We start from the raw sequence: 16,871 nt of genomic DNA, 5'->3' as shown, positions 1-16,871 counted from the left end.
CAACTCTTCTCTTCGGATGTGGCCTTCATGGATTTTCAAACGAGCATTCTCGGGCGCATGAGCGGGTTTCTCTATCGCTGCCGCGCCGACGAAAACTATACGATGCTGGAGATGACCAACGGCATCGAGCGCATCTTCGGTTATCCGGCCGACGAGATCATCGGCAACCGCACGCGGACCTTCACCTCGATCATGTACGAGGAAGACGTGCCGCTGATGGACGAGATCGTCGGACGGGCGCTGGAGAGGCGCACAGACTGGACGATGGAATACCGCATCCGTCACGCCATGGGCCATCTCATCTGGGTCACCGAGACGGGCGGCGGCATCTGGGACGAGAAGGGCGAGCTTCTCTATCTCGAAGGCAGCATCATCAACATCGAATCGCTCTACCAGCGAATCGATGACCAGACCGCCGACATGCGCGTCACCGCTTCGAAGACCAATGAGATCCTGCAATCGCTGCGCTACCTGAAGCTGCTCGCCGTCAATGCCGGCATCGAGGCCGCCCGCGCCGGCACGGCCGGATCGGGCTTTGCCGTGCTGGCCGCCGAGATGCGCACGCTCGCCAACTCCTCGGAAGAGGCCGCACGCGCCATTTCCAACGCACAACGCAAGGCGGAAGGCTGAGCGTTACCCAAGCAGCGGCAGATTTGCGGCTCACGTTTGAAGCCGCATTATTAACCGTTCGGTGCTTCCAGAGATTGCACCGCTTTTCCAATGACTTGCGGTAATCCTGTGCTTGAAGAATCTGCTGTGATTGTGGGTAATGTTAAGGCCGCGTTAACTTTTTGTTAACCATAGCAGCGGTAGACATGGTCAACGATTTCTTCACATAGATGACCAAAGTGCTAACAGACGCTCGCTCTATCCGCATCAAGGGCCGCTCTTTCCTCGCGGTCATGCTGTCCCCGGATCTTCCGATCGATGATTGGTTGATCCGGCTGGACGATCTGGCCGCGCGTTCGGCCGGCTTCTTCCTCGGACGGCCTGTCGTGCTCGACCTGACGGACCTGCAAATCGACCGGCCGCAGCTGAAGGACCTGATTGCCGAACTTGCCAAGCGCAATGTCAGCATCATGGGCATCGAGGGCGCGCGGCCTTCGATTCTCGGATCCGGCATGCCGCCCGCACTCAAAGGCGGTCGGTCGGTTTCCGATATCGAGGTTCAGTCAAAGGAGCCTGTCGATCCGCCCGGCAAACCGGCAGTGGCAGAGGCTCGTCCGGCAACGCAATCGATCGTCATCAGGGAGCCTGTGCGCTCGGGGCAATCGGTGATCTTTCCGGAAGGCGACGTCACCGTCATCGGTTCGGTCGCCTCGGGTGCCGAGGTCATCGCCGGCGGGTCCGTCCATATCTATGGCACCTTGCGTGGCCGAGCCATGGCAGGGTCCATCGGAAACGCATCGGCGCGGATCTTCTGCCGCAAGCTCGAGGCCGAGCTGGTTGCAATCGACGGCATCTACAAAATGGCGGAAGACATGGCCCCCAATCTTCGCGGACAGGCTGTTCAGCTCTGGCTCGAAGACGACGCGATCATGGCAGAGAAACTGATCTGACGGCAGCGCCGCGCGTCTCTTCGAGAGCCGCAAAGGACGCTCTAACACTTTGAATTACTGGGGCCACGGCAAAGGAGAGACAGAGATGGGGAAAGTGATCGTCGTCACGTCAGGCAAGGGCGGGGTTGGCAAAACGACCTCGACCGCCGCATTGGGAGCGGCGCTGGCGCAACGCAATGAAAAAGTCGTCGTCGTCGATTTCGACGTGGGCTTACGCAATCTCGACCTCGTCATGGGCGCCGAGCGCAGGGTCGTCTACGACCTGATCAATGTCATCCAGGGCGACGCCAAGCTTACCCAGGCGCTGATCCGCGACAAGCGGCTGGAGACGCTGTTCCTGCTGCCGGCCTCGCAGACGCGCGATAAGGACAATCTGACGGCCGAGGGCGTCGAGCGCGTCATCAACGACCTGAAGCGCTATTTCGACTGGATCATCTGCGACAGCCCCGCCGGGATCGAGCGCGGCGCAACGCTTGCCATGCGTCACGCCGATGTTGCCGTGGTCGTCACCAATCCCGAGGTCTCGTCGGTGCGCGATTCCGATCGCATCATCGGCCTGCTGGATGCCAAGACCGCCAAGGCCGAACGCGGCGAGCGGATGGAAAAGCACCTGCTGCTCACCCGCTACGACGCCAACCGCGCCGAACGCGGCGACATGCTCAAGGTCGACGACGTCCTGGAAATCCTGTCCATCCCGCTCCTCGGCATCATACCCGAAAGCATGGATGTTCTGCGGGCATCCAACATCGGTGCGCCGGTGACGCTGGCAGATAGTCGCAGCGCGGCTGCTATGGCCTATTTCGATGCCGCTCGCCGGCTCGCCGGTGAGACGGTGCCGATCGCGATCCCAGAGGAAAAGAGGAATATTTTCGGCAAGATCTTCGGACGGAGGGCGGCATGAATATTTTCCGTCTTTTCAACAAGCAGAGAACAGCACCGGCCGCCCGCGAACGGCTGCAGGTCCTTCTCGCCCATGAACGTTCCTCGGCGGGGTCGGACCTGGTCTCCCTGCTGCGCGAGGAAATCCTTGCGGTGATCGCAAAGCACGTGCAGCTCGACCACGACAAGGTGCAGGTGACGATCGATCGCAACGAGTACGTCTCGACGCTCGAGATCGACGTCGAAATCCCGCTGAATGCAGCCGTGCAGGCCGCTTGATAGACAGCGCGCTGCCTGTTGCGACAACAGGCAGCGTTGACAGTCAGGACTTTCTGGCTTTGCGATTGGCGTAACGCAGGTCGCGTTCGGCCTTTCGAGCGGCTTCGTCCGCAATCACACGAGCGATCCGGTCTTTGTCAGCCGCTTCGCGCGCATCGACTTCAGCGCGTGCCGCCGCCTCGGCGGCAGCCTGACGTTCTGCTTCCGCGGCCTGAGCCCGCTCCAGCTCCTCGAGCTTGACACGTTCTCGCGCAGCGCGACGCTCTTCCCTGGCCGCGGCAATGGCTTGACGCTCCGCCTGCTTTGCCAGCCTTGTGGGTTCGGCTGTATCCATGGCGTTACGATACGCATTGAGGAGAGCGGCCTTGGCTTCGGCAGCTGCGCTGCGGCGATCGGAAAGCTCGTTGTTTCTGGCGTTTTTCAAATCTGTTTCCTGACTGTTTAATTTCGACCTACGGCGCCGCGCGTCTTCTAGACGCGCAAAGGACACTGCAATATTTTGAACTGCTGCGTAATTTATCCTGAAATCGAAGCCGATTTAAGGAATTATGCAGCAGGGTCAGATTTTCTTTTTCCGCTTCGCGGCAGGCGCAGTCGTCGCTGTCAAACGATCCTGCAATTCCTTGGCCTCACGGGCCTCGCGTAACCGCAAGGTTTTTTCCTCGCGGGCCCGCACTGTCGAGTCGATCTCTTCGACCGCGCGGCTTCGCTCCAAGAACTGCGATTGCACGTTTCCGAAGGCAATCTCCGCCTGCTTGCGTGATTTGCTGTGTGTCTCTGTCATATTCTTCCCGGATTTTATTACAGCGCCGCGCGTCTTTCAGACGCGCAAAGGATGCTGTAACGCTTTGAATTACTGCATAATTCCTTAAATCGATTCCGCGCTTAAGGAATTATGCAGCAGCCCGCTGGCCGACTCAGCAAAAAAGGCCAGGCAACGTGCCTGACCTCGATAGTATCATGCTTTCGACAGTGCCGGTACATCCGCGGTCAAAGGAAAGCAGATGTCAGTTCAGGCAGCTTGGAGATTGCAAGCGGACATTTTACCCGACTTGTTATCGCGCTCAAGCTCGTAGCCGATCTTCTGGCCTTCGACGATTTCGCGCATTCCGGCGCGTTCGACGGCAGAGATGTGGACGAAGGCGTCAGCGCCGCCGTCGTCAGGCTGAATGAAGCCGAAGCCCTTGGTGGAATTGAACCATTTAACTGTGCCAGTGGTCATAACAAACCCTTTCATAGCAATTGAACGACCGCACGTGCGGAAGCACGACGGATGATGGTCTCGATTTTGAAGAGGGAAGTTCGTCCAGGGCACGTTGCCAGCGTGCGATAACAAAAGTCAAACAAGCAATATCGACTACCGAGATATAGTCATTCAACCCAAATTTGTCAACTTTTAGTTTTTCAGGGCCGCGCACTCAATATAAAGTTGTATCTCGGTCGTCTTGCATGCGGCCGCTAAAACGTGCGGCTTCATCAACACCGCAAGAAGCCGATCGCTGGCTCCGACCTCAAAAGCAGGCATTACGAGCGCGGTCGCGTCTTCTGCGGGTCGTAATGCGAAAGCGGCACGATCGTCGCCGGCAGGCGCTTCTGGTGGCCGTCGAGCTTGCCGATCTCGACCTCGGTGCCGGGGCTTGCATGCATCACGTCGATGCGGGCGAGGGCGATCGTCTTGCCGAGGATCGGCGAGCGCGTGGCACTGGTGATAACGCCGACCTCGGCGCGACCGATATGGATGCAATCGCCATGGCCGACGGCCTCATTGGCCTTGATGTCGAGGCCGACGAGCAAATGGCGCGGATGCTCCTTGCGCCGGATCAGCGCCTCGCGGCCGATGAAATCGTCCTGCTTGGATTTCAGAGGCACCGTGAAACCGATCCCGGCCTCGAACGGGTCCGTCTGGTCGGTGAATTCGTGATGGGCGAAGATCAGGCCCGCCTCGATGCGGACCATGTCGAGCGCCTCCAGCCCCATCGGCTTCAAGCCGTGCGGCTGCCCTGCCTCCCAGACGGCGTCGAACACGGTCAGCGCATCCTTCGGATGACAGAAGATCTCGTAGCCGAGTTCGCCGGTATAACCGGTGCGTGAAACGACGATTGGAACACCCTCGAAGCCGCCGATGCGGCCGACGGCGAAGCGGAACCATTCGAGCTCGCCGATCGTCGGCTGGCGCGGCGCCGTCCAGATGATCTCCTTGAGGATATCGCGGCTCTTCGGACCCTGTAGGGCGATATTGTGCATCTGATCGGTCGAGGAGCGGACCCAGGCCTTGAAGCCCTTCTTCTCGGCCTGCTGGCGCAGCCAGATGCCGCTGAAATCATCGCCGCCAATCCAGCGGAAGTTCTTGTCGCCGAGCCGGAAGAGCGTCCCATCATCGATCATGCCGCCGTTTTCGTAGCACATGGCGGAATAGACGACCTGGCCGGTCGACAGTTTGCGCACGTCGCGCGTCAGGCAATATTGCAGCAGCTCCTCGGCATCCGGCCCCGTCACCTCGAATTTCCGCAAGGGCGAGAGGTCGATGACGGCGGCGCGCTCGCGGCAGGCCCAGTATTCCTCGACCGGCCCTTCGCTGGAAAAGCGGTTCGGCAGCCAGTAGCCGCGATATTCGGTGTAGTCCCGCGTCAACGCGGAGAGGCGGGGATGGAAGGCGGTTTCGCGCGTCAGTTCGGCGTCGGCATCTGGGGTCATGCGATAGGCTACCGCTCGTGAGAATTTCTCTTTTCCGGAAAAGGTGCGGACGTGGATATCCGTCGGATCCCAGCCGTTCGCTGCGTCGATATCGTCAGGGCAGGACGAGGAGACGCAGACGAGGTCGGTCAGCGCCCGCATCAGCACGTAATCACCAGGGCGCGACCAGGGCTCGTCGAGATAGAGCTGGTTGTTGTGGTCGATATTGGTGTTGTAGAAATAGTTCAGCGCTTCCCAGCCCTTGCGGCCGGCAATGCCGTAAGGCGCCAGAACCGCGTTGAAATTATCCGTGCAGTTGACGTGGCCGGGATAACCCATGTCGTCGTAATAGCGCGAGTTGCAGGCGGTCGCGAAAGCGTCATGACGGCCGACCGTATCCTGAACGATCTCGACCAGCGGCTCGAAGTCGCGGTCGAAGGCCTTGGAGGGCAGGCCCGGCATCGGATAGCTGCGGCCGAGCAGCGTACGGGTGACGGTGGAATCAAGCGCGAGGTCGAGACCCTTGTCCACCTTGCGGGCGGCAAAAGCCTGGAAATCCGTGCACTGGCGTCCATAGACGTCGATGATCTGGATGAATTCGCCGGCGCGCACGAAATAGGCTGCGGCGGTCGCCGCCCGAATGCGGATATCCTCGACGGGATCGGCGGCCGGTTCCGGCAGGGCGGAGGCATAATCGCGGATCAGCAGGCTGCGCTTGATCCTGATTTCGATTGGAGTCGCCGTATCCTGCGTCTCCGGCGACATGGCGCTAGCGGGTGCTGCAACCATCAGCAGGCCCTTCAGGGAAATCGTGAATTCCGCCCGGCTGCCCGGCGTCGATCCGGCCCCGAAGATGCTGCGCGCGCCGACCTTTGCCAAATCGGCGCCGCGACGCTGAAGTGCTGTACGCGTGCGGGCAGCACTCTCATCCTCTGCCTGAAGAATGGCCTTCAAACCCTCGGCTGAATTGCTGAATGCCGCTCCGAGACCGGCCGCCAGGAAGCGCCCTTTCTCATCGAGGAAAGAGATCTCGCAGACCTGTCCGCCCTCGCTGTCGATAACGCTGACGCGGTCGCCCGGCTCGACGCGCATAACGACCGATCCGCCGCCCTTTGCCCTGTAGCGCTCGGTTCCCTCCGGCAGTGTGGGAATGCCGGGATAGTGCACGAGGCTCGGAGCGGCCGGCCGCAGGCCCGTCATAGCAGGGTGAAGTTCTCGCATGCTGCCCTCGTGGGAGGATCGGGCGTCCTCGGACACCCACCCATACAGGTTACAAAATGCGCCACGAAAGTAAAGTCGAGTTGACTAAAAAGAAAAAATCTTCACTATGCATCAAGAGTTGAGACTCGGGGAATCCGTCGGGAACGCGGATCGCAAAAATCATCCGGGCGGGCTTGAGACTGTCAGGGAGACACGTTCAGGGAGACGTACAAAGATACGTCCGGAACAAATAGAATGGGGAATTTCACCGATGACAGACGTTGTGGAGGCCGGGATTGCATCCGGCACCGAAGGTAAGCTTGTACGCGCGCTCGACTGGAAGGGCGCATTCTGGGTGGCTGCGGGCGTGCCGCCGCTCGTTCTTTTCTCCATTGGCGGCATCGCAGGCACGACGGGCAAGCTCGCCTTCGTCGTCTGGATCATCTCGATGGTGATGGGTTTCCTGCAATCCTTCACCTATGCCGAGATCGCCGGCATGTTCGCCAACAAATCCGGCGGCGCTTCGGTCTATGGCGCCACCGCCTGGCTGCGCTATTCGAAATTCATCGCGCCGCTGTCCGTCTGGTGCAACTGGTTTGCCTGGTCGCCGGTGCTGTCGCTCGGCTGCGCTATCGCCGCCGGTTACATCCTCAACGCATTCTACCCGATTCCGGCGGCGGATTCGCAAATGGTCCTCGACTGGATCTCAGCGCATGCCGCTTCCATCACGGCCGACAGCCCCCGCGTCGCCGAATATATCGCAGCCCATGCCGGCACCACGCCGGATGACGCCGTCAAGGCATTGCTCGGCACCGACGGTATCGCCGCCCTGACGCCGGCGATCCGCAGCTGGTCGCTCTTCAGCTTCAGCATTCCCTTCCTTGCCACCGCCAATATCAACGCCACCTTCTTCATCGGCGGCATCCTGATGCTGATCATCTTCGCGATCCAGCATCGCGGCATTTCGGAAACGGCAAGCGTGCAGAAGTGGCTGGCAATCATCGTCCTGGTGCCGCTGCTCATCATCGGCCTCTATCCGATCGTCAGCGGCCAGATCCTTGCCACCAACGTCACCGGTCTCGTGCCGCCGACAGCCGCCTATGCCGCTGTCGACGGCACCTGGAGCAACGGCGGCTGGACGCTCTTCCTCGGCGGCCTCTATATCGCGGCCTGGTCGACCTACGGCTTCGAGACGGCCGTCTGCTACACCCGCGAACTCAAGAACCCGAAGACCGACACCTTCAAGGCGATCTTCTATTCCGGCCTTGCCTGCTGCCTGTTCTTCTTCCTCGTGCCCTTCGCCTTCCAGGGCGTTCTCGGCCATGCAGGCATGCTGGCCCCCGGCATCGTCGATGGCACCGGTGTTGCCGAAGCGCTCGGCGGCCTGATCGGCGCCGGCCGCGTCGTCACCCAGTTGCTCGTCGTACTGATGATCATGGCACTCTTCCTCGCCATCATGACGGCGATGGCCGGCTCTTCGCGCACGCTCTACCAGGGCTCGAAGGACGGCTGGCTGCCGAAATATCTCGACCACGTCAACGAACACGGCGCGCCGACGCGGGCGATGTGGACGGATTTCGCCTTCAATCTCTTCCTGCTGGCGATCGCCTCGGATGTCGGCGGCTACTTCTTCGTGCTCGCCGTTTCGAATGTCGGCTACATCATCTTCAACTTCCTCAACCTCAATTCCGGCTGGATCCACCGGATGGATTCCGGCCATATCGAACGCCCCTGGAAGGCGCCGACCTGGCTGATCGGCCTCAATACCGTGCTGGCCTTCGTCAACGCGCTCTTCCTCGGCGCTGGCGCCAAGGTCTGGGGTTATTCCAATGCGCTCTGGGTCGGTTTCATCTTCGCCGCCCTGATCCTGCCGGTCTTCGCCTATCGCCACTATGTGCGCGACGGCGGCAAATTCCCGGCCGGCGCGATGGAGGATCTCGGTCTCGTCGGCCAGGATCTCGGCGTCAAGAAAGCCGGCATCCTGCCCTATCTCGCACTCGCCGCGGGCCTCGCGATCGTCCTGATCGCCAACGTGATCTTCCAGCTTCCGGCCTAAAATCGCCTCCCAAGCAGAAAGGCCGAAAAGCCGCCATGGAAACATGGCGGCTTTTTTCATTGGTGGTTGAAGACCGGGCGAGACGGCTCATCCGGTTATAGACGGAAGCTCAGCGGCCGCCCTCGATCTTGCGGTGGCGCTGGTTGATGCCGCCCTTGCCATAGGGATAGTCGAGTGGCTGAGGGGCGCTCACATCGTTCAGTCTCGCCATCTCGTCGTCGGAAAGCTTGAGCTTCATGGCGCCGAGATTGTCGGCGAGCTGCTCCGGCGTACGGGCGCCGAGGATGACTGACGTGATCGCCGGCCGCGCCGCCGTCCAGGCGAGCGCCACCTGCGCCATGCTGACGCCATGCGCCTTGGCGATCTCCTCGACGACGCCGATGATCGCCCAGGTTCGTTCCAGCGCATTACGCGGCGCATAGGATTCACCGCCGCGATTGGGGTTTTCACCGAGGCGGGTGGCGCCCGTCGGCATCTCGTCGCGCTTGTATTTGCCGGTCAGCCAGCCGCCGCCGAGCGGCGACCACGGCAGCAGGCCCATGCCGGCATCCTGGCAGGCCGCGACAATCTCGAGCTCGATGTCGCGCACCAGCAGGTTATATTGCGGCTGCAGCGTCACGGGCCGCGTATAACCCCGCGCCTTGGCGATCTCCGAGGCCTTGGCGATGTGCCAGCCGACATAATTGGAGAAGCCGTAATAGCCGATCTTGCCGGAGGAAACCGCATCGTCGAGGAAGCGCAGCGTTTCCTCGATCGGCGTCAGCGCGTCCCAGGCATGCATCTGGTAGAGGTCAATCTGTTCGAGGCCGAGGCGGCGGAGCGAATCGTCGAGCGCCTGGCCGAGATGCCGGCGCGACAGGCCGATATCGTTAGGTCCGTTGCCCATCGGAAAGCGCCCCTTGGTGGCGACGATCGCCTGGCGGGCCTCGGTCGGGCGCGCCTTCAGCCAGCGTCCGATGATCTCTTCCGACTTGCCGGCGCTGTAGACATCGGCGGTATCGATGAAATTGCCGCCCCAGGCGAAATAATCGTCGAGCAGCTTGTGCGAGGCGGCCTCGTCAGCCTCCGCGCCGAAGGTCATGGTGCCGAGGCAATAGGCGGTAACGACGGTCCCGCTGGGACCGAGCTTGCGATAGTCCATTTCTTCCTCCTCATGCGGATACCCGCAGCCGACACGCAAACGGTCGGGGTAGAAGCCGGGGCTCCTGCAATCAATGACAATATTGTGCTTGAGGCGGCCGCTTGCCGCCGGATGACGTATAGCGCCCCGGGCTGGGAGCACAGGGGGCTGGGGGGAGCATAACCAATCCCGCCCGCGCGACAAGTGAGAAAAAAATATTCCTGCCGTCGCGGCCGGCGAGGATCACGGATTTTGCGAAAACGAGCCGGCGATCAGATCGGCTGCGGCGACACCGGTCTCGTAGGCGCCGTGCGCCGTCGAATAACGCGCCATCGAACAGGCCTCGCCGGCAAAGAAGATCCGCTCGTCATGCGGCGCGGCGAGACGGCCGCGCAGATCGGAGGCGCCGGGTTCGGCATAGGAATAGGAGCCGCCGATATGGGGCGCTGCAGCCCAGGCCGACATTGCCGCCACCGACAATTCCTTGCGGATATCCGCGCCGAAATGTGCGGCCAGTTCATCCGCAGCGAAGGAGAAGGCAGCCTCTCTGCCTTGCCCCTCCAGATCATGCGCGAGGTCACCGGCGAAATAGGCCTCGACGACGGGCGCGTCGAACGGCCGGAGCTGATAGGTGCCGGTCGCGCCGCGACTGGCAGAGCCGAGCATATGGGTGTCCGCCGGCAGCGCCTCCTGATTTGCGAGCCTCAAGAAGAGCTTGTCGGCGAGCCCGAGCGGCAAACGGGCCGCCGCCTCGATCTTCTCCGGCAAGGGCGGGTCGAAGGCGATCTTGCCGGCGGCAAGCACATTCGTCGACACGGTCACCAGCACCGCACGGGCGTTGAGCCCACCCTGGTTCGTCTCGATGCCGATACGGCCGGCGTGACGATGGTCGATGCGCGTCACCTCGGTGCCGAGCTTTGCCCGAACCGGCTTGCCGTAAAGCGAGACCAGCGTTCCATAGCCCTCGCGCACCCGCCAGTCAGGGCCAGGGCCAGGATCATATCTGTTGTAATCGACGACCGACGACCGCTCCAGTTCGGCACCGGTGATATAGGTGCCGATCGCCCGGATCTGGCCGTTCCAGGGATTGCCGGGCTCGAGCATATCGGCCATGGCTGCGTCATTCCCCTCGTGGCTCTCGAGGCGCTCGAAATAGGCGCCGATCGCCTCCCTTGCGGCATGCGCCTCCGCGTCATCCCGCTGAAGCCGCCGTCCGCCATCGTTCCAGGGCGCCGGCGTGCGGTCGACCGTCAGTCCGACCTCGCCGGCGATCGCAGTCCAGGCGTTGGTCCGTGCGCCATGCAGCCAGCCGCAGCCGAGATCGAGCCCGATATCGGCGTCAGGCAGTCCGACCGTCCAGGCGCGCCCGCCGAGGCGGTCGCCGGCTTCAAGCAGGAGGATGGAAAGATGCGGGCGGATTGCCTGCAGCCGGCGGGCGGCGGCGATGCCGGCAGCACCAGCGCCGATGATGACGACATTCTCTTCGGCGCCCTTGCTGTTGTCACCCGGCATGTATTTTCCTTCGGTCGTGCGACGGTTACGTGGAAAGGGTCGTCTCAAGCAAGCCCCGCTTCGCTATTGTAGTTGCTCCAGCAGCCGCCGCAGTGCTGTCCGCAGATCGTCCATCTGCTGGTGGCTGGTCAAAGCCGCCCAGCTTTCATCGACGCGCCGGCCCGCCGCCATCGCAATCGGCCTGACCCCCTGGCCTTTTTCCGTCAGAAACACCAGCCGGCCGCGCCGATCGTTCGGATCGGGCCGGCGCTCGACATAACCCAAGCGCTCGAGTTCTTCCACGGCCTGCGTCATCGTCTGCTTGCGAACCCGGGCGAGCTTGGTCAGCTCGCTGACCTGAATGCCCTCGGGCCGCGCGAAGGTGAAAACGTTGGCATGCGGCGGGCGGATATCGCCATAGCCGGCCTCATCGAGTGCCGCGTCGACGGCCTGCGTCCAATGCTGATGGACCAGACGCAACAACAGGCCAAGGGAAGACGACGACATGAAACCCCGCGCAACAATATAGACAGTTACCTGTCTATATGATAAATGGACAGTCGCCTGCCTATATAACACAAAAGCGCGGAGCTCCATATGCCGACCATCGATATCCTCACCTCGTTCATCTCCTACGAGGAACTGGGGGAGGGCGACCCGATCGTCTTCCTTCACGGCAATCCCACCTCATCGCATCTCTGGCGGAACATCATGCCCGGTATCGGGCCCGGCCGCTGCCTGGCGCCCGATCTGATCGGCATGGGACGATCCGGCAAACCCGATATCGGCTATCGCTATGGCGATCACATCGCCTATCTCGACGCCTGGTTCGATGCGCTTGACCTCGACGACGTCGTGCTCGTCGGCCACGACTGGGGCGGCGCGCTGGCATTCGACTGGGCCTCGCGCCACGCCGAGCGGGTGCGCGGCATCGCCGTCATGGAAACCATCCTGCGGCCGATGAGCTGGGAGGATCTGCCAGGTGGAGGAAAGGCGCGTTATGAACTGTTGCGGGGTGCGGGAACCGGCGAGGCCAAGGTCCTTGAGGAAAATTTCTTCATCGAACAGGCCTTGCGCGCGACCACGCTGAAAGGGCTCAGCGATGTCGACTGGGATGTCTATCGCGCACCCTATCCGGACCGCGACAGCCGGCGCCCGCTGCTGGAATGGCCGCGCGCCATGCCGATCAACGGCGAGCCGGCCGATGTAGTCGCCAGGATCCAGAGCTATGACCGCTGGCTTTCTGCTAGTCCTCAGATTCCCAAGCTGCTGCTGACCTTCGACGGTCCCTCCGAAACGCTGTTGATCGGCAGCGAGATGATTTCGTGGTGCCGCGACAACATCGCCGGCCTCGAGATCAGGGGTTGCGGGCCGGCGCGCCACATTGCCCCCGAGGACCAGCCCGAGGCGATTGCCGCCGAAATCAAAAGCTGGATCGACAGGAGGGGTCTCAGAATAGCACAGCGGAAGGTCGCCTCTCAGGCATAAAAATCTGCGTCTGCGTCGCCGTGACTGCGACATGACAGACTGTTGCAATGTTGAGCCGGTTCATGGGTGGGATCAATCAGCCACTGTGAAGGTCCAATGCCACGTTTCGATCGACGACGCTTTCTTCTTGCCTGGCTTCGCGCGCCGCTGCGCATCGCTTCGATCACGCCATCAGGCCCCCGCCTTGCGGGCCTGATGACCAAGGAAATTTCTGCGCTAACCGGGCCGGTTCTCGAACTCGGCCCGGGCACCGGCGTTTTCACTACCGCCCTTTTGGAACGCGGCATTGCCGAGCGGGATCTGACGCTGATCGAATACGAACGGGATTTCGCCATGCTGCTGCAGGGCCGCTTTCCGGATTCCAGGGTTCTGCAGCTGGACGTGCGGGAGATGTGGAAGACGGCGCTTTCCGGAAGCTTCTTCGGCGGCGTCGTGAGCGGGCTTCCGCTTCTCGTCATGCGGCCGGACGATGTGCAGGCGCTGCTCGAGGGCTGCTTTTCCAACCTCAGACCGCATGGTGCCTTCTATCAATTCACCTACGGCCCAAAATGCCCGGTGCCCATCGAAATCCTCGACTCCCTCGGTCTCGTCTCAAAGAGGATCGGCTGGACCTTGCGCAATATCCCGCCGGCCGCCGTCTACCGCATCAGCCGCAGGTACCAGCCGATGGCCCTGATCGAGCAGCGCCGCGCATGATGATGGATAGGATCCTTTGCTACGAGGCGACGATCTTGCATTCGATGCGCTGCAGGCACCGCAGACTTGCTTGAGGGTGATATGGTTCCACCTATGGACCGACCGCTCCGGCCCCCGATAGGAATGTGAGATGCGCATATTACTGATCGAGGACGAACCTCAAATGGCCGTGGCGCTCCGGGGCGCCCTGACCCGGCACGACATGGTGATGGACCATGTTTCGACCCTATGCGACGCCGAGCTGGTGATCGGCGACGGCGCCTACGACGCCGTCCTCCTGGATCGGCAACTGCCCGACGGCGACGGCCTTGAACTCATTCCGAAGATCCGCAAAAAAGGGCTGACGCTGCCAATCATCGTCATCACCGCCAAGGGAGAGGTTCCAGACAGGATCACTGGCCTTGAGACCGGTGCCGACGATTACCTCGCCAAGCCGTTCGTCTTCGACGAACTTCTGGCGCGGCTGCGCGCCGTGATGCGCCGCTCCGAAACCTTGCGCCCGGCGCTGATCTCGATCGGCCGTCTTTCGTTCGATCCGACCTATTGCGACATCATCGTTTCCGGCTTGCGTCTGGAAATGCCGCGCCGGGAGGCGCTGGTGCTCGAATGCCTCATGCGCCGGGCTGGTCGCATGGTGCCGCGGCCGGCTTTGATGGAAGCGGTTTTCGGCTTCGACGACGAGATCCAGTCGAATGCGCTCGATTCCCATATATCGCGGCTGCGGCGCAAGCTGGCAGCGTCGCATGCGGGCGTAGTCATCAACGTTATCCGGGGCGTGGGTTATCTCCTGCGTGAAGCATCATGAGCAAACGATGCTCCTATTCGCTGCGCAAGCGCCTGCTCTGGCGGCTTCTTGCCGTACAGTCGGTCGTGCTCATCCTGGTGATGATCGTGCTGATTTCGGTGGGCAAGATAACCGATTACAGATCGACGGAGGGCACGATCGAGATCCTGCGCCAGGCCGTCTTCCGCCAGCCCACCGGAGAGTTGAGCCTGAGGGAAACGCAGGACCTGCGACAGCTGCGGAAAGATGCGCCCGATCTCTGGTACACCATTCGCGACATGCAGGGACATGTTTTGACAGAGGGCCGGATTCCGGAAGAATATGCCACCATCGGCAATACGCTCGATCATGTCGGCCAGGCAAGGTTCGGCTCGGATCTCGGCGACCACGACCGTCCGGCTGCCCGGATGATGTGGATAGCGATGGATTGGGGACAGGCGCAGTTTCTGACGGGCACCGACGGCCCGAACTCGCTCGCCTTCATCCTGTTCCGCGTTTCATTGATCCTTGTGAAAGTTGTTATCCCCATCGTCGCAGTAATGGCGTTGGGCGCGCTGATCGCAACGCCGCTCGTCGTGCGAAGGTCGCTGGTCGGGATCGACCAGGCCGCGCTCCAGGCCGATACGATCGATATCGACCAGCGCGGCGGTCGGCTCTCGGCAAAGGATATTCCCGAAGAGATCGCGCCACTGGTACGCGCCGTCAACCGTGCGCTCGGCCGTCTCGACGAGGGTTACGAGCGGCAGGAACGGTTTCTGACCGACGCCGCCCATGAGCTGCGCACGCCGATCGCCATTCTGAATACGAGAATTGGATCCCTGCCGCACAGTTCGATCAAGACCGACCTCTTGGAAGATGCCGCAAGGCTTGCCGTTCTCACCGAGCAGATGCTCGATCTTCAGCGGCTGAAACAGGGCAAGGTCCAGTTCAGCAAGGTCGATCTCGGCCAACTGGCGAGGAAGGTCATCATCGAGATGGCGCCGCTGGCCTTTGCCGCCGGTTATACGGTGCAGTTCGATGTCGATGGCGCCGGCGAGATTGAGGGCGATCCTCTGGCGCTGCAACGCGCCCTGATGAACATCCTGCAGAACGCGATCAACCACGGCGGCAGGAAAGGCATCATCGCACTGACCGCCGGCTGCAACTGGATCGAGGTCAGCGACGAGGGACCGGGTATTCCCGCCGATATGCGGGATCGGATATTCGAGCCGTTCTTCAAGCGCCATCACGACGGACGCGGCGCCGGTCTCGGCCTCAATCTCGTCCGCGACATCCTGCGCATGCACGGCGGCGAGGTGACGATCGACAACCGCAATCCCGGCGCGGTCTGCCGGCTGAGCTTCCCACCGGACAAAACGGCAGGCCTTCACACGCCGCCGCGCCTGGCGACTGCATAATTCAAAGTTCTAAAGCGCGTCGCGAACTTTCAGATTCGCTTGCCATGCTTTAGGTCTTTGGTTTTGCGCATGTCGTCATCGCAAAACCGCTGCACACTTTTGCGCGACATGCTTTAGAGCGTCCTTTGCGGCTCTCGAAAAGACGCGCGGCGTTGTCGTGCGATGGATTAAATCGCGTCTCCGTGACATATAGATTCGATGAGCGTGCACAGAGATTCGCAACTCGACATGTTTGCCAAGGCATCGCCCGCGATTGCCAAGGTGCGCGGTCCAGCGCGCCGGCTACCTTCCCAACCGACCGCCTACTCTGATGAAGACATGGCGCGGACGCTCGAAGAAAGCGGCAACTATCGTATCTTGAGAAAGCTGGCCGCCCGGCCGGTTGCGTCAGTCAGACGGCCGGAGTTTTCGCGGCTGGGCGTCATTCTCGATACGGAGACCACCGGTCTCAACCACCGCAGCGACGAGATCATCGAAATCGGCGCCGTCGCCTTCACGTTCAACGATGATGGGACGATCGGCGATATCGTCGGCATTTATGGCGGCCTGCAACAGCCGTCCCGACCGGTCCCGCCCGAGATCACCCGGCTGACGGGTATCACCGATGCGATGGTCGAAGGACAGCTCATCGATATCCAATCTCTGAGAGTGCTGATCGAACCTGCGGATCTGATCATTGCCCACAATGCCGGGTTCGACCGGCCGTTCTGCGAGGCCTTCTCGAAGATTTTCACCGGCAAGGCCTGGGCATGCTCGGTTTCGGAGATCGATTGGAGCGCCCGCGGCTTCGAGGGTACGAAGCTCGGTTATCTCGTCGGCCAGGCCGGGTATTTTCACGAAGGCCATCGCGCCGTGGACGACTGCCACGCGCTCCTGGAAATCCTCGATCGAGAGCAGCGCGACGGTGAAAGCCCGTTCACCGAGCTTTACCGGGCCAGCCAGCGCTCGCGCATCCGCATCTTTGCCGAACACAGCCCGTTCGAGATGAAGGATCATCTGAAGGCGAGGGGTTATCGCTGGTCGGACGGCAGCGACGGTCGCCTGAAGTCCTGGTGGATAGAAGTGGGCGAAGAGGATCTCGGCGACGAGCTTTCCTATTTGCGTTCGGAAATTTACCGGTGGAAAGAAGCGGAGCCGCCGATCGTGCGGCTGACGGCCTTCGATCGTTTCAAACTCTGACCGCGAAGCGGTTCGGATCCTGATCGGGAAGTCGCTACCCGATATGACGATCCATGCAATTGCTGCATAG

17 protein-coding genes are annotated in these 16,871 nt (G+C 61.6%); 10 read left to right on the top strand and 7 right to left on the bottom strand.

Features of this window, described 5'->3' with window-relative positions; translation table 11 throughout:
• Window positions 1-27: 27 nt before the first annotated feature.
• The 4 genes from CUJ84_RS39210 (at window position 28) to minE (ending at window position 2,717) form a co-directional block, all read left to right on the top strand.
• The gene (locus CUJ84_RS39210) at window positions 28-630 is read left to right on the top strand and encodes a methyl-accepting chemotaxis protein (protein ID WP_018448673.1); all 603 of its coding nucleotides are present in this window, start codon (window positions 28-30) and stop codon (window positions 628-630) included.
• A gap of 209 nt (window positions 631-839) precedes the next feature.
• Window positions 840-1,559: a septum site-determining protein MinC gene (minC, locus tag CUJ84_RS31860; protein WP_105009569.1), complete on the top strand. Its 720-nt coding sequence runs from the start codon at window positions 840-842 to the stop codon at window positions 1,557-1,559.
• Between the two features lie 85 nt (window positions 1,560-1,644).
• Window positions 1,645-2,460, top strand: coding sequence for a septum site-determining protein MinD (minD, locus tag CUJ84_RS31855; RefSeq protein WP_018448670.1), 816 nt, complete (start codon window positions 1,645-1,647; stop codon window positions 2,458-2,460).
• A complete protein-coding gene (gene minE, locus CUJ84_RS31850) occupies window positions 2,457-2,717 on the top strand; it encodes a cell division topological specificity factor MinE (RefSeq protein ID WP_003574994.1) in 261 nt (86 codons plus the stop codon). Before minD ends, minE begins: the two co-directional genes overlap by 4 nt.
• A gap of 43 nt (window positions 2,718-2,760) precedes the next feature.
• On the opposite strand, the gene CUJ84_RS31845 is transcribed toward minE, so the two are convergent.
• The 4 genes from CUJ84_RS31845 to CUJ84_RS31830 form a co-directional block, all read right to left on the bottom strand.
• Window positions 2,761-3,141 carry a DUF6481 family protein gene (locus CUJ84_RS31845; RefSeq protein ID WP_105009568.1) on the bottom strand — a complete coding sequence of 127 codons (381 nt, stop codon included), beginning with the start codon at window positions 3,139-3,141 and terminating at the stop codon, window positions 2,761-2,763.
• 135 nt (window positions 3,142-3,276) lie between these two features.
• The gene (locus tag CUJ84_RS31840) at window positions 3,277-3,501 is read right to left on the bottom strand and encodes a hypothetical protein (RefSeq protein ID WP_027687567.1); all 225 of its coding nucleotides are present in this window, start codon (window positions 3,499-3,501) and stop codon (window positions 3,277-3,279) included.
• Between the two features lie 228 nt (window positions 3,502-3,729).
• Complete coding sequence (locus CUJ84_RS31835) at window positions 3,730-3,939, bottom strand: cold-shock protein (protein ID WP_003548109.1); 210 nt, start codon at window positions 3,937-3,939, stop codon at window positions 3,730-3,732.
• A 302-nt stretch (window positions 3,940-4,241) separates the two neighbouring features.
• On the bottom strand, window positions 4,242-6,611 hold the full coding sequence (locus tag CUJ84_RS31830) for a DUF1989 domain-containing protein (RefSeq protein ID WP_105009567.1): 2,370 nt from the start codon (window positions 6,609-6,611) through the stop codon (window positions 4,242-4,244).
• 250 nt (window positions 6,612-6,861) lie between these two features.
• Between CUJ84_RS31830 and CUJ84_RS31825 the strand changes: the two genes are divergently transcribed.
• The gene (locus CUJ84_RS31825; protein ID WP_105009566.1) at window positions 6,862-8,646 is read left to right on the top strand and encodes an APC family permease; all 1,785 of its coding nucleotides are present in this window, start codon (window positions 6,862-6,864) and stop codon (window positions 8,644-8,646) included.
• 109 nt (window positions 8,647-8,755) lie between these two features.
• Here CUJ84_RS31825 and CUJ84_RS31820 read toward each other — a convergent pair whose 3' ends face one another.
• The 3 genes from CUJ84_RS31820 to CUJ84_RS31810 form a co-directional block, all read right to left on the bottom strand.
• Window positions 8,756-9,787, bottom strand: a complete 1,032-nt coding sequence (locus CUJ84_RS31820) for an aldo/keto reductase (protein ID WP_027687564.1) — start codon at window positions 9,785-9,787, stop codon at window positions 8,756-8,758.
• Between the two features lie 222 nt (window positions 9,788-10,009).
• Window positions 10,010-11,278 (bottom strand): flavin monoamine oxidase family protein, encoded by a 1,269-nt coding sequence (locus CUJ84_RS31815; protein WP_105009565.1) that lies wholly within the window; start codon window positions 11,276-11,278, stop codon window positions 10,010-10,012.
• Window positions 11,279-11,341: 63 nt separating this feature from the next.
• Entirely contained in the window at window positions 11,342-11,854 is a 513-nt protein-coding gene (locus CUJ84_RS31810; RefSeq protein ID WP_105009564.1) for a MarR family winged helix-turn-helix transcriptional regulator, read from the bottom strand.
• On the opposite strand from CUJ84_RS31810, the gene CUJ84_RS31805 reads away from it, so the two are divergent.
• The 5 genes from CUJ84_RS31805 (at window position 11,855) to CUJ84_RS31785 (ending at window position 16,801) form a co-directional block, all read left to right on the top strand.
• Window positions 11,855-12,745 carry a haloalkane dehalogenase gene (locus CUJ84_RS31805; protein ID WP_105009563.1) on the top strand — a complete coding sequence of 297 codons (891 nt, stop codon included), beginning with the start codon at window positions 11,855-11,857 and terminating at the stop codon, window positions 12,743-12,745. It abuts the gene before it with no gap.
• 96 nt (window positions 12,746-12,841) lie between these two features.
• Complete coding sequence (locus CUJ84_RS31800; RefSeq protein ID WP_105009562.1) at window positions 12,842-13,441, top strand: class I SAM-dependent methyltransferase; 600 nt, start codon at window positions 12,842-12,844, stop codon at window positions 13,439-13,441.
• Between the two features lie 130 nt (window positions 13,442-13,571).
• Window positions 13,572-14,246, top strand: coding sequence for a response regulator transcription factor (locus CUJ84_RS31795; protein ID WP_105009561.1), 675 nt, complete (start codon window positions 13,572-13,574; stop codon window positions 14,244-14,246).
• Entirely contained in the window at window positions 14,243-15,622 is a 1,380-nt protein-coding gene (locus CUJ84_RS31790) for a sensor histidine kinase (RefSeq protein WP_105009560.1), read from the top strand. Before CUJ84_RS31795 ends, CUJ84_RS31790 begins: the two co-directional genes overlap by 4 nt.
• A gap of 198 nt (window positions 15,623-15,820) precedes the next feature.
• Entirely contained in the window at window positions 15,821-16,801 is a 981-nt protein-coding gene (locus CUJ84_RS31785; protein ID WP_105009559.1) for a 3'-5' exonuclease, read from the top strand.
• Window positions 16,802-16,871: the final 70 nt, after the last annotated feature.

The sequence above is a fragment of the Rhizobium leguminosarum genome (genome assembly GCF_002953715.1).
Classification (GTDB): domain Bacteria; phylum Pseudomonadota; class Alphaproteobacteria; order Rhizobiales; family Rhizobiaceae; genus Rhizobium; species Rhizobium leguminosarum_V.
This window is presented reverse-complemented; position numbering and strand designations above follow the sequence as displayed.

Bases quoted from the DNA above. Each gene is read 5' to 3' on its own strand.
- CUJ84_RS39210 (WP_018448673.1), top strand. From the start codon at position 28: ATGGATTTTCAAACGAGCATTCTCGGGCGCATGAGCGGGTTTCTCTAT.
- minC (WP_105009569.1), top strand. From the start codon at position 840: ATGACCAAAGTGCTAACAGACGCTCGCTCTATCCGCATCAAGGGCCGC.
- minD (WP_018448670.1), top strand. From the start codon at position 1,645: ATGGGGAAAGTGATCGTCGTCACGTCAGGCAAGGGCGGGGTTGGCAAA.
- minE (WP_003574994.1), top strand. From the start codon at position 2,457: ATGAATATTTTCCGTCTTTTCAACAAGCAGAGAACAGCACCGGCCGCC.
- CUJ84_RS31840 (WP_027687567.1), bottom strand. From the start codon at position 3,501: ATGACAGAGACACACAGCAAATCACGCAAGCAGGCGGAGATTGCCTTC.
- CUJ84_RS31835 (WP_003548109.1), bottom strand. From the start codon at position 3,939: ATGACCACTGGCACAGTTAAATGGTTCAATTCCACCAAGGGCTTCGGC.
- CUJ84_RS31830 (WP_105009567.1), bottom strand. From the start codon at position 6,611: ATGCGAGAACTTCACCCTGCTATGACGGGCCTGCGGCCGGCCGCTCCG.
- CUJ84_RS31825 (WP_105009566.1), top strand. From the start codon at position 6,862: ATGACAGACGTTGTGGAGGCCGGGATTGCATCCGGCACCGAAGGTAAG.
- CUJ84_RS31820 (WP_027687564.1), bottom strand. From the start codon at position 9,787: ATGGACTATCGCAAGCTCGGTCCCAGCGGGACCGTCGTTACCGCCTAT.
- CUJ84_RS31815 (WP_105009565.1), bottom strand. From the start codon at position 11,278: ATGCCGGGTGACAACAGCAAGGGCGCCGAAGAGAATGTCGTCATCATC.
- CUJ84_RS31810 (WP_105009564.1), bottom strand. From the start codon at position 11,854: ATGGAGCTCCGCGCTTTTGTGTTATATAGGCAGGCGACTGTCCATTTA.
- CUJ84_RS31805 (WP_105009563.1), top strand. From the start codon at position 11,855: ATGCCGACCATCGATATCCTCACCTCGTTCATCTCCTACGAGGAACTG.
- CUJ84_RS31800 (WP_105009562.1), top strand. From the start codon at position 12,842: ATGCCACGTTTCGATCGACGACGCTTTCTTCTTGCCTGGCTTCGCGCG.
- CUJ84_RS31795 (WP_105009561.1), top strand. From the start codon at position 13,572: ATGCGCATATTACTGATCGAGGACGAACCTCAAATGGCCGTGGCGCTC.
- CUJ84_RS31790 (WP_105009560.1), top strand. From the start codon at position 14,243: ATGAGCAAACGATGCTCCTATTCGCTGCGCAAGCGCCTGCTCTGGCGG.
- CUJ84_RS31785 (WP_105009559.1), top strand. From the start codon at position 15,821: ATGAGCGTGCACAGAGATTCGCAACTCGACATGTTTGCCAAGGCATCG.